This window comes from Variovorax sp. Varisp53 (genome assembly GCF_059491555.1).
This window is the reverse complement of sequence record NZ_CP168512.1, coordinates 5,861,685-5,884,804: the sequence shown is the minus strand read 5'-3', so window position 1 is coordinate 5,884,804 and position 23,120 is coordinate 5,861,685. Positions and strand designations below refer to the sequence as shown.

Below are 23,120 nucleotides of genomic sequence, written 5' to 3'. Positions count from 1 at the left end.
GCGTCAGGCCGCTTTCCTGATGCGGTCGCGCAGGGCCTGGATCTGCTGGGTGAGCGAAATCAGCTCGGGCACCGAGCACTGGGCCGCCGCCATCAGGCACTCGGGCACGTCGGCCGCGCGGCCCTTGAGCTTGCGGCCGGCGGATGTCAGCGTGATGTGCACGCGGCGCTCGTCGGCCACGTCGCGCACGCGGGCCACGTAGCCGTTGGCCTCGAGGCGCTTGAGCAGCGGCGTGAGCGTGCCGGAGTCCAGAGACAGGCGATCCCCGAGCGCGGAGACCGTGGGGCCGTCCTGTTCCCACAGGGCGAGCATCACGAGGTACTGGGGGTAGGTGAGTTGCAGCTTTTCCAGCACCGGCTTGTAGAGCCGCGTCATGGCCAGCGAAGCGGAATACACGGCGAAACACAGCTGGTTGTCCAGCTTGAGCATTTCGTCGGCGGGGGCTGTGGTGGAGCGCATGGGTCGAATTGTAGCGAGCAATTGAATTGTGTGAAATGTAATTCGGAAGTTTCGGTGCTGTTCCTGGCTGCAACAGGGCCGCTCAGCCCCTGAACCGCTTGCGCGTCAACGCCAGCGCGATCCAGAAGGCGACGACCGCATAGACGGCCAGCACCGCCGCGTGCACCCACCAGCCGGTCGGCCATTGGTCCATGAACAGCGGCCGCACCAGCGCCACCGCGTTGGTCAGCGGCAGCCACGCCGCCACGGCCCTCACCGCCGAGGGCAATTGCTCCAGCGGAAAGAACACGCCGCTCAGGAACATCATCGGCGTCATGAACAGCGTGAAGTAGTACGTGAAGAAGTCGTAGCCCTTGGCCAGCGCATTGAAGATCAGAGCGATCGACGAGAAGGTGATGCCGGCGCCGACCAGCACCATCCACGCGACGACGAGCTTCGGGCTGTGGCTGATGCCCAGCCCGAGCATCACGAACAGGATCGCCGTGACCGTGAAGATCGACTTGAACGCGGCCCACAGCATCTCGGCCAGCACGATGTCGTCGAGACCGACCGGCGCGTTCATGATGCCGTCCCAGGTCTTCTGCACATGCATGCGCGAGAACGCCGAGTACAGGGCCTCGAAGCTCGCCGCGTTCATCGCGCTCATGCAGATCGAGCCGCTCGCCAGGAACAGGATGTACGGCACCTTCACGCCGTCGACCGACACCTGCCCCACCAGCGCGCCCATGCCGTAGCCGAAAGCCACGAGCCAGATCAGCGGCTCGGCGATGTTGCCGATCAGGCTCGGAATGGCCAGCTTGCGCCACACCAGCAGGTTGCGCAGGAACACGGGCCACCAGCGCAGCGAGAGTTCGGGCGCGCGCCACACGGAAGGCGCAGGCGGCGACGCAGCGGTCGCAATGTTGTTCATGATTTCCTCTCCATTTCAGGAATACCGCGGAACCGGCTTTGCCGGGCCGCTGGTATTGCCCCCGGCGAGGGGGTAGGAGGCCACACGAAGTGGGCAAGCCTGGGGGTGTGCCGCATTCTTAGCCGTCCTCTCGAATCTGCCTGCCGGTGAGCTTGAGGAACAGGTCCTCCAGGTTCGCGGGCCGATGAAAAGTGCGCAGGCCGCTGTGTCGCGTCAGCGCATCGAGCAGCCGCCGCGCGTCCTGCGTGTAGAAGAAAACAGTCTCCCCGCTGACCTCCACGCGCGCAGCCATCGCCTTCAGTTCGGGTGAGTCGGCCAGCGTCAGCGCGCCGTTGCCGTACACCTCGACCACGTCGGGTTCCAGGTGCTCGGCGATCAGGTCGCGCGGCCGGCCTTCGGCGATCTTGCGGCCGTGGTCGAGCACCAGCAGGCGCGAGCACAGGCGCTCGGCCTCGTCCATGAAATGCGTGGTCAGCAAGATCGACTTGCCCTGCTGCAGCAAGACCTGCAGCCGCTCCCACATGAGGTGCCGCGCCTGCGGATCGAGTCCGGTGGTCGGCTCGTCGAGCAGCAGCAGCCTGGGATCGTTGACCAGCGCGCGCGCCAGCGACAGCCGCCGCCGCATGCCGCCCGACAGTTCGCCCGGCCTCGCGTCGGCCTTGTGCGACAGCGCCGCGAACTCCAGCAGTTGCGGCACGCGTGCGCGCACCTGCGCCTTGCCGAAGCCGAAGTAGCGGCCGTACACCACGAGGTTCTCGGCGCAGCTGAAATCGGGGTCGAGCGTGTCGAACTGCGTCACCACGCCGAGCTGGGCCTTGATGGCCAGCGCGTCGCGCGGCATCTGCAGCCCCAGCGCGGAGATGTCGCCGCCATCGGGCGTGGTGAGGCCCAGGCACATGCGGATGGTGGTGGTCTTGCCGGCGCCGTTCGGGCCGATCACGCCGAGGCACTCGCCGGGCGCGATCTCGAACGAGAGGTCGTCGACGACGGTGGTGTCGCCGTAGCGCTTGTGCAGGTGGCTGGCGTGGAAGAGCGGAGACTGAATGGAGGATTGTGTGGGTGGCACGCGGCCATTCTGACGCAGCCGTGCCGCGGGCGCCCCATCGCTTCAATCGATGGACAACCGCGTGTGTTCGGGGCCACTACATGGCGGGCGCGTCCGGCGAACCCTCGATAACCCGGGTCGAACCGCACGCCGGCGGCGGCACAATCGATGCCAAGAATGGCGTTTGTGCGGTGGGAGGCCCAAAGATGCTGCGTTTCTGGCTGGCGCTGCCGGTGCTGATGCTGTTCGGTGCCTGCGCGCCTTTTCATCGGCCGCTGGCGGCTGTGGACCGCCACAAGGTTCAGGAAGTCGACGTGCGCGTCGTCGTTGCGCAGGAGAGCTTCATGTTCTCCGCGCAGCCCCCCGGCGTGAGCGCGGCCACGGGCGGCGGGCTGATCGGCGCACTGATCGATTCGTCGGTGCAGCAATCGCGCCAGAAGGACATGAGCGCCGAGGTGCAGGCCATCGTCGGCCCGCTGCTCGACTACGACTACCGCGTGGAGGCGGGCAAGGCGCTCGACGCCCTGCTGGCCGAGCCGAGCTCGTTCCCGCTGAAGATCCGTTCGTCGCAGGTGCTCGCGGCCATGCCGGCGAAGGCCGAGCATGAGGCCCGCATCGCCGCCACGAAGGCGGGGCCCGCCTACATGGTGCTGCTGCTGCAGTACGCGCTGGAGCCCGGCCTGGGCGCCTTCACCACGCGAACCTCGGCCCTGCTGTGGCAGGACGGCCGCAGCGAGCCCAGCTACCGCGCCGCGGCCATCTTCCAGACGCCCATCGGCGGCACGGCGCGCGCCGCCGTGCTGCGGCGGCTCACGGCGAACGACGGGCAGGTGCTGCGCGGCGTGATGCGCGAGTCGATGGCGCAGACCCTGCATGCGGTGGCGCTGGACATTGCCGGCGCCCGCTCCGGCGGCGTGAAGACCGCGCGCTTCAACGTCAACGGCTCGTGGGTGACGCTGGCCGGCCAGGGCTTCGACGAGCAGCCGGGCCGCGTGCTGTTCCGCGACCAGGACGGCGCCATGTATTCGGTGAGGAGCGCCGCGCCATGAGGCCGTGCCCCGAACAACTCGCCGCTGCTGCAGTCGCCGCGCTCTGCGCCCTGCCCACCCTCTCGCACGCCCTCACCGAGAGCGAGCCGCTCTCCATGGTCTTCGAGCCGGCGCCCGAACCGGCCGAGCGGCCCAACGGCGTGCCGGCCGCACCGCTGCGGCTCGCGCGCGGCTGCACGCTGTACCTGCCCGCAATCGAGGACGCGCGCAGCAACAAGGCCTACGCCGGCAACCTCACGGTGATGCTGCCGACGGTGCGCGCCACGCCGCGGTCCGTGCAGTCGCTGCGCAGCGGCGACGCGACGGCGTGGACGCGCGGGGCGCTGCAGTCGCTGGGCCGCTACGGACTCCAGGCGGTGCCGGGTGCGCCGCCCGCAAGCGACGGTGGTGGCGCCAGGCAGGCTGTGGCCGACGTCGCGCTGCGCCTCGCCCATGCGTGGTCGGTGAACCTGAACCTGGTTTCGCACGTCGTGCTGAAGGTGAGCTACCGCCTGCCCGGCGGCGGGACCGTCGCGCGCCAGTACCACGGCATGGGCACGCGCACCAACTGGACCAGCGCCAACGGCGAGTTCATGTCGGTGCTGAACCTCGGCCTCGAAGAGGCGGTGCGCGGCATGGCGATCGACGCCGCCGCGCTTTGCGACGGCAGGCCGCTGCCCGAGCCGGCGGGCGCACCATGAAGCGCGCGCTGAAGCTGCACCTGACGTGCTGCGCTTTGCAGGAATCGCAAATAGCGGCCTTCGTCGTGGTGTGCGAGCAAGTCGGGCTCAAGCCGATGCTGATCGACCTCGCCCATGGCGAGCAGAAGCAGCAGCCCATCGCCACCGGCTGGCTTCGCGGCACGCTCGAAGAAGCGAAGGCCGAGGCCATGGCCTTGGGGCAATGGCTGGCGCGCGCGGGCATGGCGGTGCGGCGCGTGAAGATCGAGGCGCCGGTCCAGGGCTGGGAGCGGCTCAGCCAGCCCGACCAGTATTTCGAGTGGCGCGGCAAGCTGCAGCTGCACGACGCGTCCGCGCTGCAGCACTTGTGCGAGACGCACGGCGCGCGGCTGTCGCGCAACAGCCTCATGGGCGAGACCGGCATGCGCTTCGTGACGCTGCGCAGCCGTGAGCCGCTGGCCGGGTTCAAGACGCGGATGGCAGCGCTGGCGGGCCAGCTGGAACGCGAAGGCTGGCCGCTGCTGAAGCAGGACAGCGAGCTCTGCCTGCACGACAGCCGCGAATCGCTCGACGACGGCTGGCCGGGGCGCCGCTTGACGACGCCCGGGCTCAGAGCCTGAGGCCGCTGAACTCCATCTTCATCCACTCGATGAACGCCCGCGTGCGCGCGGGCAGCAGCCGCGCGTTGGGATAGATCACGCTCACCGGCCGCGGCGGCGGCTCGAAGTCTTCGAGCACCAGCTTCAGCCGCCCCTGCGCCACGTGCGGCATCACCTGGTACGAGAAGAAGGTGCCGAAGCCCATGCCCGCCGCGCACGACTCGATGGCCGGGGCCAGGTGGTTGAATTCCAGGCGGTTGTTCGGCGTCACGCTGATCGTCTTGCCGCCGTCGCGAAACAGCCACTGCGCCGGCGCGTCGATGCGGCCGCGCACGCAGGGCGCGCCGGCCAGGTCGCGCGGATGCCGTGGCGTGCCGTGCTGCGCGAGGTATGCGGGGCTCGCGGCCACCACGCGGCGGATGGTGCCGAGGGTCTGCGCCACCAGCGACGAGTCTTCCAGCGGGCTGATGCGGATGCCCACGTCGATGCCCTCCTCGAGCAGGTTCACCGTGCGGTCGTACAGGCGCACGCTGCAGCGCACCTTTTCGTGGCGCTGCATGAAGCGCACGATGGCGGGCGCCACGTACATGTGGCCGAAGAGCACCGGCGCGGTGATGGTCAGCTGGCCCGCCGGCTCGCGCGCCTCGGCCTTCAGCGCGAGGTCGGCGGCGTCGGCCGCGAGCAGCACCTCGCGCGCGCTCGGCAGGTAGTGGCGGCCTTCCTCGGTGAGCGACAGCCGGCGCGTGGTGCGGTGGAACAGGCGCACGCCCAGGTGCGCCTCCAGCGCGGCGAGCGAGCGCACCACCGCCGGCAGCGAGCTGCCGAGCGCCTCGGCGGCGCGGGTCAGGCTGCCCTGTTCGGCAATCTGAACGAAGGTCTGCATGGCTTTGAAACGATCCATGGTGCGATTAAACCGGAAAACGCAGCAGTCAAATACCGAATTGACTATTCATTCATCTGGTGCAAGAGAGAACAATCCAGGCAACGCCCCGCAATCCTCAAACAAGGAGTTCCCCCATGACCGCCGCCCGCCCCGCCCAGCCCATCAAGCTCTACGGTTCCGCCATCTCGGGCCACGTGCATCGTGTGCGCCTGTTCCTCGCGATGCTCGGCCTGCCATTCGAGAACATCGAGATCGACATGCGCAAGCGCGAGAACCGCACGCCCGAATTCCTGGCGCGCAACCCCTTCGGCCAGGTGCCGGTGATCGAGGACGGCGAGCTCGCGCTGGCCGATTCCAACGCCATCCTCGTCTACCTCAACGAACGCTACGCGCCGGACCCCGCGCGCTGGATGCCGCGCGACCCCGTCGGTGCGGCGCGCGTGCAGCGCTGGTTCTCGGTGGCGGCCGGCCCGCTCGCCTACGGCCCGGCGGCGGCGCGGGTCATTGCACTGTTCGGCCGCGACATCGACCCGGCGGAGACCGTCGCGCGTTCGCATGCGCTGCTCTCGGTGATGGAAATGCATCTGCAGCAGCAGCCCTTCCTCGCCGGCCCCGACGCAACGCTCGCCGATATCGCGAACTACGCCTACGTGGCGCATGCACCCGAAGGCAGCGTGTCGATCGACGCTTATCCGAACGTGCGCGGCTGGCTCGAACGCGTGGAAGCCCTGCCGGGGTTCGTGCCGATGGTGCGCACGCCCGTCGGACTCGGAGCGGTCGCATGATCGCCGCGCCGTTCCATGCGGGCGAGCGCGCGATGCAGGCCCTGGCAGGCTCGCGCGAGCAGATGGAGGTGGCGGGCCCGCGCGTCATTCGCGACTACATGCCCGACCAGCATCGCGAATTCTTCGGGCTGCTGCCGTTCCTCGTGGTCGGCAGTCTCGATGCGGAACTGCAGCCGTGGGCCAGCGTGCTGGCGGCGCCCGCCGGCTTCGTGCATTCACCCGATGCCACGCACCTGCGCGTCGATGCGCTGCCGGCGGCGGGCGATCCGCTCGCCGGGCAACTGAAGCAGGGCGCCACGCTGGGCCTGCTCGGCATACAGCCGCACACGCGGCGGCGCAACCGCATGAACGGCACGGTCGAGGCGCTCGATGGGTCGGGCTTCATGCTCGCGGTGCAGCAGAGCTTCGGCAACTGCCCGCGCTACATCCAGGCGCGCGAGCCGGTGTTCGCATCGCCGCGCGGCGATGCGGCGCCGCAGGTGCAGTGGGTCGACGAGCTCGACCTGGCGGCGCATCGCCTGATTGGCAGCGCCGACACGCTGTTCATCGCCACCGCCTATCCGAACGAAGCGGCGGCGGGCGATGAGGCCGATGCAAGTTCGCACGGCGTCGACGTGTCGCACCGCGGCGGCCGCCCGGGCTTCGTGCGCATCGACAACGACCACGAAGGCGACGTGCTCACCGTGCCGGATTTCAACGGCAACCGCTTCTTCAACACGCTCGGCAACCTGGCGGCGCATCCGCGCGCGGGGCTGCTGTTCGTCGACTTCGACAGCGGCGACCTGCTGCACGTGGCGGTCACGGCAGAGATCGTGTGGGACGGTCCCGAAGTGGCCGCGTTCGAAGGGGCGGAGCGGCTGATGCGCTTTCGGGTCGCGCACGCCCTGCGTCGTCCGGCGGCGTTGCCGCTGCGCTGGGGCGATGCGCAACTGTCGCCCCACCTGGCGGGCACGGGTCAGTGGAATACGGGGATGCGCCCGTTGACCGACGGCCGATAGCTCCAGCCGCGCAGGCGCTGCGCGTCGAGGTCGGCTGCATGGCGCGGCAGCAGGGCTTCGAGGCTGGCCGCCGCCAGCGTGCAGGCCAGCGCCTGCCCCGGACACGCGTGCATGCCGTGGCCGAAGCCGAGCATGCGGCGGCGGGCGCGCACGGGCATGAAGCGATCGGGGTCGGGGTTGAGTGCCGGGTCGCGGTTGGCCGAGGCCAGCAGCACCAGCACCGCATCGCCTGCCGCCAGCGGGGTGCCGGCGATGGTGACGGCCTCGGCGGCAAAGCGCCGCGTGTTGTGCACCGACGGGTCGTAGCGCGCGGTCTCCTCGACGATGGCTTGCAGGCCGTCGCGCGTGCGGGTCGACGCACTCAGCAGCGAAGGCTCGCGCATCACCGCGATCAGGCTGTTGCCGACCAGGCCCGCCGTGGCATCGCAGGTCTGCGACAGCAGGCCTGCGAGGTTCGCGAGCAGCGAGCGCGAAACGCGCGCATCGCCCGCGCTCTCGGCGAGCACAGCCGCGAGCAGCGTGCCGTGCCGCGGCGGCGCGCTCGCTGCCAGCATTTCAAAGCGCGCCATCAGTTCGCCCGCTGCGGCGCTCGCACGCTCCAGCTGCGCGGGCGTGGACAGCGGCGACAGGCAGGCCACGAAGTCGCGCATCCACCGGTCCACCTGCGCCAGTGCATCGTCGGCAAAACCCAGCAGGTGCGCGACGGCCTGCACGGGCATCGAGAACAGCGTGTCGGACAGCGGCTGCTGCCTGGGCACGCGCTGCGCCACCCGCAAGGCGGCTGCATGCACGGCGTTGAGGTCGAGGCCGGTCAGCGCTCGTTGCAGCGCAGGCCGATGCGCCTGGTGCGCCACGCCGTCGTTCATGCGCACCAGATGTCCGAACACTTCGCCGGCCGCGCTGCCCACGATCGCGCGCGGCACCGGCTCGGCGGCCGGCCGCACGCGCAACGCGCCATGCGCGAGCAGCACCTGCTCGACGACATCCGCCCGGCTTGCGACCCAGAGGCGCAGCTTCTCGTTCCACGCGAGCGGCGGGCCGTCGCGCAGGGCTGCGTAGCAGGGATAGGGATCGGCATGCGTGGCGGCCGCGACCGGATCGGCGGGCATGTCGATATCGACGGGGCGGTTGCTTTCGTTCATGGCCGCAGTGTGCGATCGAAGCCGCCATCACACTTCGCCCACGAACGAAGTGTCGGATGCAGCGTCGTTCTACGATGCGCGCATGGACACCCTTTCCTCCTCCGCCGATTTGCAGCTGGCCCGCCTGGCCGGCGCCATCGCCGAACCGGCGCGCGCCCGCATGCTGAGCTGCCTGATGGACGGCCACGCGCGCACCGCCACCGAGCTCGCCACCGTCGCCGAGGTGGCCGCGTCGACCGCCAGCGCGCACCTCGCGCGCCTGAAGGACGAGCGGCTGGTCGAGCTGCTGGTGCAGGGCAAGCACCGCTACTTCCGCCTCGCCAGCGACGACGTCGCCGCCGCGCTCGAAAGCCTGATGGTGGTGGCGGGCACGCCGCGCACACCCGGGTTCGAGCCGAGCACGCCGAGCCGCCTGCGCAGCGCGCGCACCTGCTACGACCACATGGCGGGCACGGCGGGCGTCGCGCTGCACGACCGGCTGCACGCCCAGGGCTGGCTCAGCAGCCTGCAGAGCGGCTCGTACGAGCTCACGCCCGAAGGCGCGATCGCGCTGGAGAGCCTGGGCGTCGAGGTCGATGCGGTGCGCCGCTCGCGCCGGCGCTTTGCCTGCGCCTGCCTGGACTGGAGTGAACGCCGGCCGCACCTGGGCGGCGCATTGGGTGCCGCATGGCTGCAGCTGTCGCTGCGCCGGGGATGGGTACGGCAGGAGCTGGACGGGCGGGCGCTCACCCTCACGCCGAAGGCGCAGCGCGAGATGCCGGAGCTTTTTTCTTGAAGCGCCGGGCGATCAGGCTTTGAGCTTGAGCAGGTAGATCAGCGGGCCGGCCATTGCCGTGTCGAGTTCGAGGAAGCTCTCGAAGTCCTTGCCCGCCATCCAGTACGCGTCCCAGTTGTTGCGCTTGATGGTCTTCTGCCAGAGTTCGGCCATGGTGGCGCGGCGCACGGCTTCGAGCAGCACGGCCTTGCGCTCGGCCGTGACCTTCTTGCCGGTGAGCACGCCGCGCCAGTTGGCGAGGTCGGCGTCCACGCCCTGTTCGCGCACCGCCGGAATGCCCATGAACGAGCGCTTGGCCGATACGCCGATGGCGCGCAGCTTGCCGCTGGCCAGGCCTTCGCTGAATTCGCTGAAGCCCGAGATGCCGGCGGCCGCCTTGCCGCTTTCCAGCGCCTCGACCACTTGTGCCCCGCCGGGGTACGGCTGGTAGACCAGCGCGGCCGCGTTGCCGGCCACGCGCGCCAGCATGCCGGCGTACATGTGGTCCACGCCGCCGGCCGAGCCGCCGGCGATGACCGTCTTGGCGGCATCGGCGCGCAGCTGCGCGATCAGGTCCTTCGGCGTCTTGATGGGCGAGTCGGCCTTCACCGCCACCACCTCGTAGTCGCTGGTGAGCCGCGCCACCGGCGCGAGCTGCGCCATGGTGACGGCGGGCTTCTGCAGCGCGACCGCGCCGACCATGACCATGCCGCTCATCAGCAGGGTGTCGGGGTCGGCATCGTATTTCTCTACGTACTTCGCCAGGCCGATGGTGCCGCCCTTGCCGCCGATGTTCTCGTAGGCGATATCGCCCACCGCGCCCGACGCCACCATGGCGGCACCGAGTGCGCGGCCGGTCTGGTCCCAGCCGCCGCCTTCGTTGGCGGGAATGACGATGCGCAGCTTGGGGATCAGCTGCGGTTCGGCCGCGCCAGCCAACCGGGGCCAGAACGCTTCTGGCACCACGCCCGCGACGACGGCCGATGCCAACCATGCAGCGAGGCTGCGGCGAGAAAGGCCTGCTGGCACGGGATGCGGCATTTTGTTTCCAGTTGTCTACAAAGGTAACTGGATGATGTCCGAAAAACGAGCAACCTCCTCAAGTTTTACATCTAGGGAAAACCCTTGGAATTGAGCAGCGCCGTTGCCCCTCAGGCTTTCAGCTTGAGCAGATAGATCAGCGGACCGGCCATCGCCGTGTCGAGTTCGAGGAAGTTCTCGAAGTCCTTGCCCTCCATCCAGAAGGGGTCCCAGTTGTTCTGCTTGATGGTTTTCTGCCACAGATCGGTGGCGGTGGCGCGCCGCACCACCGTCAGCAGCGCTGCCTTGCGGTAAGGCGGTACCTTGCGGCCGGTGAGCACGCCGCGCCAGTTGGCGAGGTCGGCATCGACGCCCTGTTCGCGCACCGACGCAATGCCCTGGAACGGCCGCTTCGACGACACGCCGATGGCGCGCAGCTTGCCGCTGGCCAGGCCTTCGCTGAACTCGCTGTAGCCCGAGATGCCCGCCGCGGCCTTGCCGCTTTCCAGCGCCTCGACCACTTCGGCGCCGCCGGGGTGCGCCTGATAGACCAGCGTCTGCGAGGCGTCGGCCACGCGCGCCAGCATGCCGGCATACATGTGGTCCACGCCGCCGGCCGAGCCGCCCGCGATGACGGTGTTGGCCGCATCGGCGCGCAGCTGCGCGATCAGGTCCTTGGGTGTCTTGATGGGTGAATCGGCCTTCACCGCCACCACCTCGTAGTCGCTGGTAAGGCGGGCGATGGGCGCCACGTGGGCCATGGTGACGGCGGGCTTCTGCAGCGCCACCGCGCCGACCATGACCATGCCGCTCATCAGGATCGTGTCGGGGTCCGCATCGTATTTCTCGGCGTACTTCGCCAGGCCGATCGTGCCGCCCTTGCCGCCGACGTTCTCGTACACCACGCTGCCGACCGCGCCGGAGGCCAGCATCGCAGCGCCGAGCGCGCGGCCGGTCTGGTCCCAGCCACCGCCTTCGTTGGCGGGAATCACGATGCGCAGCTTGCTGCTCACGGGCGCGTCGGCGGCGTGCGCGGCGCGCGGCCAGAGGGCAGCATGCCCTCCGCCGACTGCTGCGGCCGAGGCCGCGATCCATGCCGAGAAGCTGCGGCGGGAGAGGGGAACGGAAGGCGACTGGGGCATCTTTTTTCCGGTTGTCTGTAGGGCCAACCAGATGATGTCCGCGAAACGCGGCGATCCCGCGCCGCGGCGGGCAGGACAAACCCTGAGGCCCGCGCTCTTCCAGGGCCCTGCTGGAGCCCTTCTTCTTACTGAAACGCCACCTCGTCGAAGCTGCGCAGCTTGCGGCTGTGCAGCCGTGTCGAGCCTTCCGCGCGCAGGATGTCGATGGCCCGCATGCCGATGCGCAGGTGCTGCTCCACGCGTTCGCGGTAGAAGTGGTTGGCCATGCCGGGCAGCTTGATCTCGCCGTGCAGCGGCTTGTCGCTCACGCACAGCAGGGTGCCGTAGGGCACGCGGAAGCGGAAGCCGTTGGCCGCGATGGTCGCGCTTTCCATGTCGAGCGCCACCGCCCGGCTCTGGCTGAAGCGGCGCTGCGGCTGGTTGCCCGGCAGCAGCTCCCAGTTGCGGTTGTCGGTGCTGGCCACGGTGCCGGTGCGCATGATCTTCTTGAGGTCGGGGCCTTCGTAGCGCGTGATGTCGGCCACGGCTTTTTCCAGCGCGAGCTGGATTTCCGACAGCGCCGGAATTGGCACCCACAGCGGCAGCTCCTCGTCGAGCACGTGGTCTTCGCGCACGTAGGCGTGCGCCAGCACGTAGTCGCCGAGCTGCTGCGTGTTGCGCAGGCCGGCGCAGTGGCCCAGCATCATCCAGGCATGCGGGCGCAGCACCGCGATGTGGTCGGTGATGGTCTTGGCATTGGCCGGGCCGACGCCGATGTTGACCATCGTGGTGCCGCTGCAGTCCTCGCGCACCAGGTGGTAGGCCGGCATCTGCGGCAGCCGCGGCGGCGCGGTGCCCTGGCTGCCGTCGAGCAGGTGGCCGTAGGTGCTGCTCGAACCGGCCGGCAGCCCGCGCCGGCGCGTGACCACGTTGCCGGGCTCGATGAAGGCGACGTACTCGCTGTTCTCGTCGGCCATTGCCTCGTGGCCCAGGCGCACGAACTCGTCGATGTAGAACTGGTAGTTGGTGAACAAGACGAAGTTCTGGAACCACTCGGGCGCGGTGCCCGTGTAGTGGCGCAGGCGGTGCAGCGAGTAGTCCACCCGCGCGGCCGTGAACAGCGACAGGGGCTGCGCCTCGCCATCGCGCGCCTCGTAGGTGCCGTTGGCGATGCCGTCGTCCATCACGCCCAGGTCGGGCAGGTCGAACACGTCGCGCATCAGGGCGCGGCGCTCGGCGCTCATGGTGCCTTCGATGTGGTCGTTCTCGGCAAAGGAGAAGTGGATCGGAATGGGCTGCGTGCTGGTGCCCACCTCGAGCTCGACCTGGTGGTTCTCCAGCAGCAGGCGGAACTGGTCGAGGTAGTAGCGCGAGAACAGGTCGGGCCGCGTCAGCGTGGTCTCGTAGCGGCCGGGGCCGGCCACGAAGCCGTAGCTCAGCCCGGCATTGGCAGGCGGCGTGTGGCGCGAGACGGTATGGGTGTGCACCCGCACGAAGGGGTAGCAGGCCCGCACCCGGCCCGGCAGCGCCTCGCCGGCAACGAAGCGCAGCATCGATTCGCGCAGGTGGGCCAGGCCGCCCTGGTAGATGGTCTTGACCTGTTCGAGTGCGGCGGCGGCGTCGGTGAAGCGGGCGGGGGCGACGAAGGTGGGCATGTAGGGCATGCCTGTCATTGTGCAATGGCTGCGGTGTTGGTCGCTGCGTTGTTCGGGGCGCGATCACGCCGACGGGGTGCCTTGCTCCGCGAATGTCCTCCGCCCTTCGGGCTCCCCCTTTATTTCGCTGCGCAAGGCACCCCGCCGTCGTGATCGTTCAGAGCACTGGTTGATCGGCCGCAAACCAGCAGCGTGCCCTCGTGCGCAGGGCATCGGGTGCTCCCCGCAGCGAAATAAAGGAGGAGGGCGAAGCCCGGGGGACATTCGCGGAGGGGAGTACCCGGTGTCCTGCGCACGTACCCCGAATGTCCCCCGCACGGCCTCTCAAGCCAACAGACAGCCCAGCACCTTGCCCAGCATGTCGTTCACATCCGCGGCCTGCACCGCGCCCGGCAGCTCGATATCGCCGTGCATCACGAACACCGGCTTGCCCCACTTGAGCCCCATCGCCATCTCGGACAGCGTGCCCATGTTGCCGCCGATGGCGACCAGGCACACGCCGCTGCGCGCGACGATGCCGTTGCGCATCTCGCCCATGCCTGTGGGAATGGCTACGCTGAGCCATTCGTTGGCGTTGCGGTCGTCGTCCTCAGGCAGGATGCCCACGGCGATGCCGCCGGCTTCCACCGCACCGCGCGAGGCTGCGGCCATCACGCCGCCGCGCCCGCCGCAGACCACCGCCATGCCCGCGCCGGCCAGCGCATGCGCCACGGCATAGGCCGCCTCGCACTCCGCCGGGCCGCCGTCGCCGGGACCGATGATGGCCACCGGCTGGCGGTGGCGCGCCGGCCCCCACTGCTTCTGCGCCAGGCGCGTCAGCGCCTCAGTGACCGGCGCCGACAGCACCGCGCTCGCGCCTTCGCGTAAAGACATCGCCCACTCCCATCACGATCACACACACCACCATCAGCACCAGCGACAAGGCCGCCGCCACCGCGAAATCGGACCCACCGTCGCCGACCTGCGCGAGCAGCATCAGCGGCAGGATGTTGAGCTGCGTGCCCACCAGCGCCAGCGCCGTGCCGTAGGTGCCCATCGCTATCGCGGCCACCATGCAGGCGTTCGACAACACCGAGGGCAGCACCTCGGGCACCAGCGTGTCCCGGAAGGCGCGCGAGCGCGAAGCACCCAGCGTGCGCGCCGCCTGCGCGGGGCGCAGGTCGAGGTTCGCGAACACCGGGTACAGCGACAGCGCCACGCGCGGAATCAGGTAGTAGGCATACGCGAAGCCCAGGCCCGACACGCTGTAGATCCAGCTGCCGATGGCCGCCGGGTCCGCGCCCAGGCCCGCGAGCAGCTGCGTCACGAAGCCCGCGCGCCCGAAGGCCAGGATGAAGCCGTAGGCAATCACCAGCCCCGAGAAGGCGAGCGGCAGCCCCAGCAAGGTCATCATCCATTGGCGCCGCGCCACAGGCTGGCGCGCCAGTTCGATCGCGATGCAGGTGCCCACCAGCGCAGAGATCGCGCCCGCCGCGAGGCCAAGGCCCAGCGTGTTGCGCAGCGCGCCGAGGAACAGCGGATTGCCGAACAGCCGCCCGAACGCGCTGCCGCCTTCGCCGAAGGCTTCGGGCAGCAGCGCCGCGAGCGGCACCGCGAAGAACAGCGCCATGAAGGCCCACGCGGGCCAGGCGCCAAAGCGTCGCATGCTGATTACTTCCCCAACGCAGCCTGGGCCCAGAGCTTGTCGACCTCGGCCTTGCGCTCCGAAGCCTTCACCACGTCGAGCGGGCGGATCTGCGGCGCGGCCGGCATCTTGGCCGCGACATCGGCCGACAGCGGCGTGCCAGGCACGGCGGGGCGCACGAAGCCCTGCGCGAACAACGACTGGCCGGCCTCGCTCATGATGAAGTTGAGCCACAGCTTGCCGGCGTTCGGGTTCGGACCGTTCTTCACGAGGCTGATGGCGTAGGGCGCGGCCACGCTGGCTTCCTTCGGGATCACGACTTCCACCGCGTCGCCCATGCCGTCGACATGCTTGGCCTTGAGGCCGTCGTTCTCGTAACTGATCCACACCGGGATCTCGCCCTTCAGGAACTTGGCATACGGCGTGGTGCCTTCCACGCGCAGCACGTTGCCGGCCGCATGCAGCTTGCCGAGGTAGTCGGTGCCGGGCTGCACGTTGTCGACGCTGCCGCCGTTGGCATATGCCGCTGCGAAGGTCAGAACCTGGCCGATGCCGGTGGAGCGCGGGTCGAGGTAGACCACCGTGCTCTTGAACTCGGGCTTGAGCAGGTCGGCCCAGCCGGTGGGCACGGTCTTCACCAGCTTCTTGTTGACCAGGAAGGCGATGTTGAGCGTGTGGATGGTGAACCAGCGGCCCTCGGCCTCGCGGAACACCGGCGGCAGCTTGTCGAAGTTGACGGGCTTGAAGGGCGCGACCACGTCCTTCTTCGCGGCCTCGACACCCGAGGCGGCGAAGTAGTAGGCAGTGTCGGCCTGCGGGCGGCGCTTGGTCTTCTCGAGCGCGACCACGGTGGCGGCCGAGCCGATGTCGTTGTAGGTCAGCTCGATCTCGGGGTAGCGCTTCTTGAAGGCGGCGAACAGCGACTTCCAGTTGGCCCACTCGGGGCCGGTGTCGAAGGAGACGCACAGGCCTTCCTTCTGCGCCTCGGCATACAGCGCCTTCTCGCCTGCATAGAGCTCGGGGCCGTCGAAGGCGAAGGCGGTGCGGGCCGCGAGCGTGGCCAGCGGCAGTGCGCCGGCGGCCTGGATCAGATGTCTGCGTTGCATGGTGGCTCCTTGGAGGAAAAGATCAGTGGTCGAGTAAACGGAGGTGTTCGGGCGCGATGGCAATGGCTTCGGCGGCCGGCGCGGGCGACTCGGCGAGGAAGGGCTTGGGCGCCCCCTGCACTTCGAAGTCGTAGCGCGTGAGCGCCCCCAGGTAGCGCTGTGCGCCGGTGCGGCCCGCGAGACGGTTCACCGCGTCGGGCGTCGGGTCGGCCCGGATGTGTTCGGGGCGCACCAGCACATGCACCGGGCAGCCGTTGGAGCGGCTGCCCGTCTCGGCGAAGAGCTCGGCAAAGCCCAGGTCCAGCCGGCCCGGCGAGGCCACCTTCGCGGGCAGGATCGTCGAGAGCCCGACGAACTCGGCCACCGCGCGGCTCGCGGGGTTCTCGTAGATGTCGCGTGGCGTGGCGATCTGCAGCAGCCGGCCGTCCTTGAGCATGGCCACGCGGTCGGCCATCACCAGCGCTTCTTCCTGGTCGTGTGTGACGAGCAGCGTGGTGGCGTTGAAGCGCTGCTGAAGGGATCGGATCTGGTCGCGCAGGTGGCCGCGCACGCTGGCGTCGAGCGCCGACAGCGGCTCGTCGAGCAGCAGTGCGCGCGGATCGATGGCCAGCGCGCGCGCCAATGCCACGCGCTGCTGCTGGCCGCCCGAGAGTCGAGCGACCGCGCGCTGCGCGTAGTCGCCGAGCCCCACGATGTCGAGCAGCTCCTGCGCACGCTTGCGGCGCTCGCCAGTACCTACCTTGCGCAGCTTGAGCCCGTAGGCCACGTTGTCGAGCACGCTCAGGTGTGGAAAGAGCGCATAGCTCTGGAACACCATGCCGATGTGGCGCTGGTGCACCGGCGTGCGCGACATGTCGTCGCCGCCGAGCGCAATGCGCCCGGTGTGGCCCGTTTCCAGGCCCGCCACGAGCTTCAGCAAGGTCGACTTGCCCGAGCCGCTCGGACCGATCACCGCGACCAGCTCGCCCGTGCGCACGTCGAGCGATACGTCGTGCAGGCCGTGCGTGCTGCCGGGGTAGTTGTAGCTGACGTTGTCGAGAAGGAGGCTCATGGTCGGTTACGCGCGTTGCTTCACCAGGGAGGAAGAAAGAAGCGCCGACGCGCTCGCCAGCACCAGAAGAATCACCGTGGCCGCGCACGCAAAGCCCGTCGCGCCGTAGAAGGCCTGCAGCAGCACGACCGGGTAGGTGCGGTTCTGGAAACTCGTGAGCAGGTTCGACACGCCGAACTCGCCCACCGATATCGCGGCCACCATCACCAGCCCGCTGATCAGGCTCTGGCGCAGGCTCGGCAGCACGATGCCGGTGAACTGCTGCCAGCCCGAGGCGCCGAGCGTGGCCGCGGCCTGCTCGAGCCGGCCCAGGTCGAGGTGCCGCAGGTCGGTCAGCAGCGTGTTGGTGAGATAGGGCAGCGTGAGGATCGCGTGCGCCGCGATCAGCAGCGGCATCGAGCCCAGCCAGGGCGCGAGGTCGGTGTTGAACACGATCATGTAGCCGAAGGCCAGCGTGATGGCCGGCACCGCCACCGGCGTGGCGCTCACGATCCGCGCTGCCAGGCTGCCGCCGCGCCGCGCGCCGTGGTACAGCGCATAGGCCAGCGGCAGCGCCAGCACGGTGTTGATGGCGCAGGCCGCCATGGCGACCACGAGGCTGCTCACGAAGGCCTTGCGGAACGAGGTGTCGAGCCAGAGGTCGAGATACCACTGCCCGGTGATGCCCGTGGGCAGCAGCGTGTTGGTCCAGTTGCCGCCCGCGCTGCCGACGAGCAGCAGGGCGATGGGCAGCAGCAGGTACAGGCCGTAGATGAGCGAGATGCCGCGAACCAAGGTTGTCTCCAGTGTCATTGGCACCCGGCATACTTTCCGGATGCGCTACTGTCTGCGCCGGCCATGCCGCCGCGATGCTACGAATTCTAGGAAGCACATACGAACTTATGGGTGAAAGTTGGATGACGATGCTTGAGCAATCGGAAAACGTTTTTCACGCAGCTTTCACACAGCGAGGCCATGCATGAAGCGCGACTGTCCCACCATCCAGGAGCTGCTGGCCTTCGACGCGGTGGCGCGCCACCAGAGCATCACGCTCGCGGCCGGCGCCCTGTGCATCACCGTGAGCGCGGTCAGCAAGCAGATCGCCGGGCTCGAAGCTTTCCTCGGCCGCGAACTGCTGCAGAAGAACGGACGCGGCGTGCAGCTGACCCCCCAGGGGCGCGTGTACTGGCAGAAGATTTCGGGTGGGCTGCGAGCGATTGAAACGGCGACCTTCGAGGCGCGCTCCGGCGATGCGGGCGCCGGGCTTCTCACGCTGGCGAGCGTGCCCACCTTCCTCACCAAGTGGCTGATTCCGCGGCTGCCCGCCTTCAGCCAGAAGAGCCGCCACGTGATGCTGAGCTTTAGCCGCCACCTGGAGCCGAGCGACGGCATTCCGGCGGGCGTGGATGCGGCCATCCGCTACGGCCCCGACGGCTGGCCCGGCGTGGTGTCCGAATACATCGCGGGGCGCGAGTTCGTGCTGATCGTGGCGCGCTCGCTGGTCGAAGGGCGGCACCGCATCGCGCAGCCCACCGACATCCTCGGCCACACGCTGCTGCATCACGAAGGCGCGCCGACTGCGTGGCGGCAATGGGCCGCGCAACATGGCGTGCCGGAGGTGCAGACCGTGGCCGGCCCGCGCTTCGCGCAGTACTCCGCGTTGATCCAGGCAGCGCTCAACGGACTGGGCATCGGCCTCGTGCCCAGGCTGCTGGTGCAGGAAGAACTCGCGGAAGGCTCGCTGCTGAGTCCTTGCGGCACGCCGGTGAGCGTGAACCAGGGGCACTATCTCTGCTATCGGCCGGACCGGCTCGACCTGCCGGCGTTCGCGGCTTTCCGCGAATGGCTGCTGCAAGAGGGCGCGGCCTCGCGCGGCGTGGAGGCCGAGGCGTGAAACGGCCATGTTGAGTAACCTCGTGGTCCGAACAGACAACGAAGGACACGATCGATGAAAGTCGCAGTCATGGGCGCCGGCGCAGTCGGCTGCTACTACGGGGCCATGCTGGCGCGCGCCGGACACGAGGTGGTGCTGATCGGACGGCCTTCGCATGTGGAGGCCGTCAACGCCATGGGGCTTCGGCTGGAGACCAAGGCCTTCGACGAATTCGTGAAGGTGGCAGCCAGCACCGAAGCCAGCGCAGTGCACGGCGCCGACCTCGTTCTGTTCTGCGTGAAGTCCACCGACAGCGAATCGGCCGCTGCGCAGATCGGGCCGCACCTGTCGCCTGGCGCGCTGGTGCTCACGCTGCAGAACGGCGTGGACAACGACACGCGCGTGCGCTCGGTGCTTTCGTCGAACGACGTGGCCGCGGCCGTCGTCTACGTGGCGACCGGCATGGCCGGGCCCGGCCACGTGAAGCACAACGGGCGCGGCGAACTGGTGATTGCGCCGTCGCGCCGCAGCGAAGAAGTGGCGCGGCATCTGGTGGCCGCTGGCGTGCCGACGCAGATCTCGGACAACGTGCGCGGCTCGCTGTGGGCCAAGCTGATCCTGAATTGCGCCTACAACGCGCTGTCGGCCATCACGCAGCTGCCGTATGGCGTGCTCGTGAAGGGCTCAGGCGTGACCGACGTGATCCGCGACGTGGTGGCCGAGTGCCTCGCCGTCGCAAAGGCCGAGGGCGTTGTGGTGCCCGGCGACACCGACGCCGCTGTGCGAGGCATCGCGCAGACCATGCCATCTCAGTACTCGTCCACCGCGCAGGACCTCGCGCGCGGCAAGCTCAGCGAGATCGACCACCTCAATGGCCTGGTCGTGCGCCGCGGCGAGGCGCGCGGCGTGCCCACGCCGGCGAACCGCGTGCTGTTCGTGATGGTGAAGCTGCTCGAAGGCAAGCAGCGCTAGCCTGGCATCGGCTCGCGCATCGTCACGAACTCTTCGGCGGCGGTCGGGTGGATGCCGATGGTGCTGTCGAACAGCGCCTTCGTCGCGCCGGCGCGCATCGCCACCGCAAAGCCCTGCACCACTTCGCCCGCGTCCGCGCCTACCATGTGCAGGCCCACCACGCGGTCGGTGGCCTTCTCGACCACCAGCTTCATGAATGTGCGCTCGCTGCGGCCCGACAGCGTGTGGCGCAGCGACTTGAATTCGCTCGAGAACACCGTGACCTCGCCGAACTTCGCGCGCGCTTCGAGTTCGGTGTAGCCGCAGGTGCCGATGTTCGGGTGCGTGAACACGGCCGTGGGAATGAACTCGTAGTCGAGCCGGCGCTTGCCCTTGCCGAAGAGTTCGTCGACCACCACCATCGCCTCGGCCAGCGCCACCGGTGTGAGTTGCACACGGGTGGAGACATCGCCCACCGCGTAGATCGACGGCACCGAGCTGCGGTAGCGGGCGTCGACCGCGATCGCGCCGTTCTCGTCGAGCTTCACGCCCGCCGCCTCGAGACCGAGCCCTTGCGTGTTGGGCACGCGGCCGGTGGCGAAGAGCACCGTGTCGGCCTCGATCTGCTGGCCGCGCGCCAGCGTGACGGCAAGCCCGTGCGGCCCGCGCGTGACCGAGGCGGCTTCGCAGTTCAGCCGCACGTCGACGCCGGCCTTGCCCATCTCGTTCGCAAGGAACTGCCGCACGTCGTCGTCGAAGCCGGTGAGCAGGTGCGCGCGGCGGTGCAGCTGCGTGACCTGGGCGCCGAGGCCGTTGAAGATCGATGCGAACTCGCAGGCGATGTAGCCGCCGCCCACCACCAGCAGGCGCTTGGGGAAGGGGTCGAGGTCGAACATCGCGTCGGAGCTCACGATGTGTTCGCGACCCGGAATGTCGGGCACGTAGGGCGTGCCGCCGGTGGCCACCAGCAGGTGGCGTGCGGTGTGGCGCTTGCCGTCGACTTCCACTGTGTGGGCGTCGGCCAGCTGCGCCCAGCCGGCGATGAGCGTGACGCCCGAGTTCTTCAGCAGCGAGGCATAGATGCCGTTGAGCCGCGTGATCTCCCTGGCACGCTGCGACTTCAGGTGCGCCCAGTCGAACTGCGGCGCGTGGGACAGCTTCCAGCCGTAGCCGGCGGCTTCCTCGAACGATTCAGCGTAGCCGGCCGCATAGCTGTAGAGCTTCTTCGGAATGCAGCCCACGTTGACGCAGGTGCCGCCGAGTTCGGCGGCCTCGGCCAGCCCGACGCGGGCGCCCGTCTGCGCCGCCATGCGCGCGGCGCGAACGCCGCCGCTGCCGCCGCCGATGACGAAGAAATCGAAGTCGAATGTGGGCATGAAAGGCTCCTTGGCCGCCGACTGTAGCGGCAGGCCGAAGGAAGCGCTTTCGGCGGGACTTGCGCGGCGGCTGGCGTTCAGCGCGAGTCCGGCGAGGTCCAGAGCCTGCGCGGATCGTCGCTGCGCTGGCCTTGCGGCTGCTGCTGCTGCGCTGGCGCGATGCCGCGCTGCTGCTGGATCGCGCGCAACTGAGCCTCCTGTGCCTGGCGCATCGCGTTCTGCTGGGCCTGAAGCTGGGCTTGCGCCTGCTGCTGCGCCTGTGCGGCGCGCAATTGCATTTCCTGTTGCTGGCGAAGCTGCTGTTGTTGTTGCTGGGCCTGCTGTTGGGCCGCGCGTTGCTGCTGCAGCTGCATCTGTTGCTGTTGTTGAAGCAGCTGTTGCTGCTGCTGGGCTTGCGCTTGCGCCGCGCGCTGCTGCATTTCCTGTTGCTGGCGCAGCGCTTGTTGCTGTTGTTGTTGTTGCTGTTGCTGTTGCTGTTGCTGTTGCTGTTGCTGTTGCCAGCGTTCCTGTTCGCCGCGCTGGCGCCCGTCCTGTTGGGCCCGCCAATCCTGCTGCTGGCGCCATTCCTGTTGCGGACGCCCGCCCTGCTGGCGCTGCCATTCCATCTGCTGTCGTTGCTGCAACTGTTGCTGCTGCTGCGCCTGCTGGAGCTGGATCTGCTGCTGCCGCGCCATCAGCGCCGCCGCCGGCGGGACCACTGCGGCGGGCCGGCCGAAGCCGCCGCCGAAGCCGTTGATCGAGACGCCCGGCGTGGGAGCCACCGGCACGCGCGCGAAGCGGTCGTCCGGCAGCCGCACGAGGTCACGACGGCCGAAGGGGCCGCGGCCGAAGCGGTCGGCGGGCAGCACGGTCACGGCGCCCGGCATCTGCTGGTTGGCATAGAAGTCGTTGCGCGGCCCGGCCTGACGGTTGTAGATGGCCATGCGGTTCACCTGGTCCACATAGCGCTGGCTCGCGTGGTAGCCGGGGCGCCATTGCTCGCCCGGGGCCAGCGGGAACCAGCCCACGCCGCTGCGGCCGTTGCCGATCTGGACGCCCGCGTTCGCACCGCCGCCCACGAAGCCGACCAGCGCCGGCGAATACACCGGCCGGCCGCTCGTCCGCCCCGGCACCCAGCCCCAGCGCGAACCCACGCGCGCCCAGCGGCCGTAATGGAAGGGCGCGAAACCCCAAGGCGCGGCATCGACCCAGGTCAGGCCCCACGGTGCGACGTTGACCCACTGGCCGTCGCGGTACGGCGCCCAGTCGGCATCGACGTTGCGCGGGAACCAGACGTCGCCGTACGTGGCGTCGTTCTGCCAGTCGCCGTAGTTGTCGAGCTGCAGGTAGCCGACCACCTCGCGCGACACGTAGCGCGCCGAGATCGACTGGTCCTCGATGCGGTTGCGCTCGGCCACCCAGGCGTCGAAGCCGCCAGCCTGCGACGGCGCACCGCCCACGACCGCGAGGTCGCGGCCCGACACGGTGAGCTGCTGGCGCGCGCCCAGCGACTGCGATTGGCCGTTCTCGCCGTAGAGCGTGGCGCGGCCCGAGGCCACGGCCACCCAGGTGGTGCCGGCAGCCGGATCGGAGGCGATGCGGTATTCACCCGGCGCGTCGATCACCACCGCGAGGTTGCCGGTGTGGACCTCGAAGCGCTGGCCTGCCAGTTCGTCGCGCACGCGCAGCTGCAGGTTGCCCTGGTTCGAGGTGATGCGTGCCGTGTCGTCGTCGAGCTCGGAGAACTCCACGTGCGTCTGCCCGTCGAGCCGCAGGGCTGCCGAGCCGATGTACACCTCGGCGCGGGCGTTGCGGTCGGTCCAGAGGCGGTCGCCGCTGGTAATGGGGCGGTTGGGCTGCGCGTCGTACCAGCTGTCGTCGCCGGCCGGCGCGAAGCTGATGGTGCCCTGGTGGAAGTTGAGACGGGCCACGCGGCCCGGCGGGTCCTCCTGGGCGCTGGCTGCGAGACCGACGCACAGCATGGCCAGGCCGAGCAGCCAGCGGCGCAGCGCGGCGGAATGCATGGAAATGGCGGATGGGTTCATGGCGTGTTCTCCCCAGTCGTTGGGACGATGCGAAAGCGCTGAATTTGTAACGCGCGA

General features: G+C 69.2%; 23 protein-coding genes. 8 read left to right on the top strand and 15 right to left on the bottom strand.

Annotated features, from left to right (window positions below):
* Positions 1 to 3: 3 nt before the first annotated feature.
* The 3 genes from ACEOAB_RS27660 to ACEOAB_RS27650 form a co-directional block, all read right to left on the bottom strand.
* Positions 4 to 459, bottom strand: coding sequence for a MarR family winged helix-turn-helix transcriptional regulator (locus ACEOAB_RS27660; protein WP_413749681.1), 456 nt, complete (start codon positions 457 to 459; stop codon positions 4 to 6).
* Positions 460 to 541: 82 nt separating this feature from the next.
* Positions 542 to 1,369: an ABC transporter permease gene (locus ACEOAB_RS27655; RefSeq protein WP_056597824.1), complete on the bottom strand. Its 828-nt coding sequence runs from the start codon at positions 1,367 to 1,369 to the stop codon at positions 542 to 544.
* A 118-nt stretch (positions 1,370 to 1,487) separates the two neighbouring features.
* Entirely contained in the window at positions 1,488 to 2,435 is a 948-nt protein-coding gene (locus tag ACEOAB_RS27650; RefSeq protein ID WP_413749680.1) for an ATP-binding cassette domain-containing protein, read from the bottom strand.
* Positions 2,436 to 2,620: 185 nt separating this feature from the next.
* Here ACEOAB_RS27650 and ACEOAB_RS27645 point away from each other — a divergent pair, with 185 nt between their 5' ends.
* From ACEOAB_RS27645 to ACEOAB_RS27635, 3 genes are read left to right on the top strand one after another with little or no spacing between them, the layout of a single operon-like run.
* Complete coding sequence (locus tag ACEOAB_RS27645; RefSeq protein WP_413749679.1) at positions 2,621 to 3,463, top strand: hypothetical protein; 843 nt, start codon at positions 2,621 to 2,623, stop codon at positions 3,461 to 3,463.
* A complete protein-coding gene (locus tag ACEOAB_RS27640; RefSeq protein WP_495653251.1) occupies positions 3,460 to 4,143 on the top strand; it encodes a hypothetical protein in 684 nt (227 codons plus the stop codon). Before ACEOAB_RS27645 ends, ACEOAB_RS27640 begins: the two co-directional genes overlap by 4 nt.
* The gene (locus tag ACEOAB_RS27635; protein ID WP_413751399.1) at positions 4,140 to 4,742 is read left to right on the top strand and encodes a hypothetical protein; all 603 of its coding nucleotides are present in this window, start codon (positions 4,140 to 4,142) and stop codon (positions 4,740 to 4,742) included. Before ACEOAB_RS27640 ends, ACEOAB_RS27635 begins: the two co-directional genes overlap by 4 nt.
* Here the strand turns inward: ACEOAB_RS27635 and ACEOAB_RS27630 are convergent.
* Positions 4,732 to 5,622 (bottom strand): LysR family transcriptional regulator, encoded by an 891-nt coding sequence (locus tag ACEOAB_RS27630; protein ID WP_495653250.1) that lies wholly within the window; start codon positions 5,620 to 5,622, stop codon positions 4,732 to 4,734. The two genes, ACEOAB_RS27635 and ACEOAB_RS27630, sit on opposite strands and share 11 nt — an antisense overlap.
* 116 nt (positions 5,623 to 5,738) lie before the next feature.
* Here ACEOAB_RS27630 and ACEOAB_RS27625 point away from each other — a divergent pair, with 116 nt between their 5' ends.
* Both ACEOAB_RS27625 and ACEOAB_RS27620 read left to right on the top strand, forming a co-directional pair.
* Positions 5,739 to 6,389 carry a glutathione S-transferase family protein gene (locus ACEOAB_RS27625; protein WP_495653249.1) on the top strand — a complete coding sequence of 217 codons (651 nt, stop codon included), beginning with the start codon at positions 5,739 to 5,741 and terminating at the stop codon, positions 6,387 to 6,389.
* Positions 6,386 to 7,387 (top strand): flavin-nucleotide-binding protein, encoded by a 1,002-nt coding sequence (locus ACEOAB_RS27620; RefSeq protein ID WP_495653248.1) that lies wholly within the window; start codon positions 6,386 to 6,388, stop codon positions 7,385 to 7,387. Before ACEOAB_RS27625 ends, ACEOAB_RS27620 begins: the two co-directional genes overlap by 4 nt.
* Here ACEOAB_RS27620 and ACEOAB_RS27615 read toward each other — a convergent pair.
* Positions 7,345 to 8,529 (bottom strand): cytochrome P450, encoded by a 1,185-nt coding sequence (locus ACEOAB_RS27615; RefSeq protein ID WP_495653247.1) that lies wholly within the window; start codon positions 8,527 to 8,529, stop codon positions 7,345 to 7,347. The genes ACEOAB_RS27620 and ACEOAB_RS27615 overlap by 43 nt on opposite strands.
* Before the next feature lie 82 nt (positions 8,530 to 8,611).
* On the opposite strand from ACEOAB_RS27615, the gene ACEOAB_RS27610 reads away from it, so the two are divergent.
* The gene (locus ACEOAB_RS27610) at positions 8,612 to 9,304 is read left to right on the top strand and encodes an ArsR/SmtB family transcription factor (RefSeq protein WP_495653246.1); all 693 of its coding nucleotides are present in this window, start codon (positions 8,612 to 8,614) and stop codon (positions 9,302 to 9,304) included.
* A 12-nt stretch (positions 9,305 to 9,316) separates the two neighbouring features.
* On the opposite strand, the gene ACEOAB_RS27605 is transcribed toward ACEOAB_RS27610, so the two are convergent.
* The 8 genes from ACEOAB_RS27605 to ACEOAB_RS27570 form a co-directional block, all read right to left on the bottom strand.
* Entirely contained in the window at positions 9,317 to 10,324 is a 1,008-nt protein-coding gene (locus tag ACEOAB_RS27605; protein WP_056597809.1) for a Bug family tripartite tricarboxylate transporter substrate binding protein, read from the bottom strand.
* Positions 10,325 to 10,434: 110 nt separating this feature from the next.
* Positions 10,435 to 11,445 (bottom strand): Bug family tripartite tricarboxylate transporter substrate binding protein, encoded by a 1,011-nt coding sequence (locus ACEOAB_RS27600; RefSeq protein ID WP_413750586.1) that lies wholly within the window; start codon positions 11,443 to 11,445, stop codon positions 10,435 to 10,437.
* 125 nt (positions 11,446 to 11,570) lie between these two features.
* Positions 11,571 to 13,088: an AMP nucleosidase gene (locus tag ACEOAB_RS27595; RefSeq protein WP_042672838.1), complete on the bottom strand. Its 1,518-nt coding sequence runs from the start codon at positions 13,086 to 13,088 to the stop codon at positions 11,571 to 11,573.
* A gap of 315 nt (positions 13,089 to 13,403) precedes the next feature.
* On the bottom strand, positions 13,404 to 13,952 hold the full coding sequence (locus tag ACEOAB_RS27590; RefSeq protein WP_056597806.1) for a TIGR00725 family protein: 549 nt from the start codon (positions 13,950 to 13,952) through the stop codon (positions 13,404 to 13,406).
* Positions 13,903 to 14,724 (bottom strand): ABC transporter permease, encoded by an 822-nt coding sequence (locus tag ACEOAB_RS27585; RefSeq protein WP_413750579.1) that lies wholly within the window; start codon positions 14,722 to 14,724, stop codon positions 13,903 to 13,905. Before ACEOAB_RS27585 ends, ACEOAB_RS27590 begins: the two co-directional genes overlap by 50 nt.
* 5 nt (positions 14,725 to 14,729) lie before the next feature.
* Positions 14,730 to 15,809: an extracellular solute-binding protein gene (locus ACEOAB_RS27580; RefSeq protein ID WP_413750578.1), complete on the bottom strand. Its 1,080-nt coding sequence runs from the start codon at positions 15,807 to 15,809 to the stop codon at positions 14,730 to 14,732.
* A gap of 22 nt (positions 15,810 to 15,831) precedes the next feature.
* Positions 15,832 to 16,860 carry an ABC transporter ATP-binding protein gene (locus ACEOAB_RS27575; protein WP_056597799.1) on the bottom strand — a complete coding sequence of 343 codons (1,029 nt, stop codon included), beginning with the start codon at positions 16,858 to 16,860 and terminating at the stop codon, positions 15,832 to 15,834.
* Between the two features lie 6 nt (positions 16,861 to 16,866).
* Positions 16,867 to 17,652 (bottom strand): ABC transporter permease, encoded by a 786-nt coding sequence (locus tag ACEOAB_RS27570; protein ID WP_056597797.1) that lies wholly within the window; start codon positions 17,650 to 17,652, stop codon positions 16,867 to 16,869.
* 166 nt (positions 17,653 to 17,818) lie between these two features.
* On the opposite strand from ACEOAB_RS27570, the gene ACEOAB_RS27565 reads away from it, so the two are divergent.
* Both ACEOAB_RS27565 and ACEOAB_RS27560 read left to right on the top strand, forming a co-directional pair.
* Complete coding sequence (locus ACEOAB_RS27565; RefSeq protein WP_413750576.1) at positions 17,819 to 18,733, top strand: LysR substrate-binding domain-containing protein; 915 nt, start codon at positions 17,819 to 17,821, stop codon at positions 18,731 to 18,733.
* Between the two features lie 54 nt (positions 18,734 to 18,787).
* Positions 18,788 to 19,684: a ketopantoate reductase family protein gene (locus tag ACEOAB_RS27560; protein WP_413750575.1), complete on the top strand. Its 897-nt coding sequence runs from the start codon at positions 18,788 to 18,790 to the stop codon at positions 19,682 to 19,684.
* Here the strand turns inward: ACEOAB_RS27560 and gorA are convergent.
* Together gorA and ACEOAB_RS27550 are read right to left on the bottom strand one after the other, a co-directional pair.
* On the bottom strand, positions 19,681 to 21,039 hold the full coding sequence (gorA, locus tag ACEOAB_RS27555; protein ID WP_495653245.1) for a glutathione-disulfide reductase: 1,359 nt from the start codon (positions 21,037 to 21,039) through the stop codon (positions 19,681 to 19,683). The genes ACEOAB_RS27560 and gorA overlap by 4 nt on opposite strands.
* Positions 21,040 to 21,116: 77 nt before the next feature.
* Positions 21,117 to 23,063, bottom strand: a complete 1,947-nt coding sequence (locus ACEOAB_RS27550) for a DUF6600 domain-containing protein (protein ID WP_495653244.1) — start codon at positions 23,061 to 23,063, stop codon at positions 21,117 to 21,119.
* Between the last annotated feature and the right edge of the window lie 57 nt (positions 23,064 to 23,120).